Source organism: Vibrio sp. 10N.261.52.A1, from assembly GCF_002876325.1.
GTDB classification, from domain to species: domain Bacteria; phylum Pseudomonadota; class Gammaproteobacteria; order Enterobacterales; family Vibrionaceae; genus Vibrio; species Vibrio chagasii.
The window spans coordinates 1-761 of sequence record NZ_MCYD01000877.1; the positions used below are offsets into that span (position 1 = coordinate 1).

Below are 761 nucleotides of genomic sequence, written 5' to 3' on the forward strand. Positions count from 1 at the left end.
GAACATTCGGCTCATATCGGTGACGTTAGCCGTATTCCAATCACCGATAGGTTGGTTAAAGGAGCGGTTGCTGTCGAACATTTGGCTCATATTGGTGACTTTTGCCGTGTCCCAGTTGCCAATAGGTTGATTAAAGGTTGTATTTTGGGAAAACATCGATCGCATATCAGTGACCTCTGCCGTATCCCATTCACCGATGGGTTGGTTAAAGGCATAAGCGCGAAAAAACATCAAGCGCATATTGGTAACTTTAGATGTATCCCAGTTGCCGATAGGTTGGTTAAAGGCAGTGGTTTTTATGAAAAGTCCCTGCATATTAGTTACTTGGCTGGTGTCCCAATCACTGATGTCGGCATTGAAATCTTTATATGCGGGCTCAAAATCTCTTGAAAATAAGTATGCCATATCAGTGACATGAGAGGTGCAAAAACGCAAATCATCGTTGACCAAGGCATCTTGGTTTTCGGGTAGGCGGATCGACGTATCATCAACCACAAGATATTCCATGTTTTTATATCTAAACCTTTCACCGACGCCTTTATCCAAGCAGCTCACCGTTGATTGATGCCAACTGCTGGTGTCGTAACTGAAAGCATCTGCGCCCAAAAACATGTCGGTCATATCGGTCACATTACTGGTGTTCCAAGCACTAATGTTTTGATTAAAGACACTGGCGTTTTGGAACATGTTAGCCATGTTGGTGACGTTGGACGTGTCCCAGTCACTGATGTTTTGATTAAAGGCACTGGCGTTTTGGAACA

1 protein-coding gene is annotated in these 761 nt (G+C 43.9%); it reads right to left on the minus strand.

Annotated features, from left to right (window positions below; translation table 11 throughout):
• Positions 1-761 (minus strand): BspA family leucine-rich repeat surface protein (locus BCT81_RS18885; protein WP_133152657.1); only part of this gene is annotated, 761 nt, incomplete at both ends.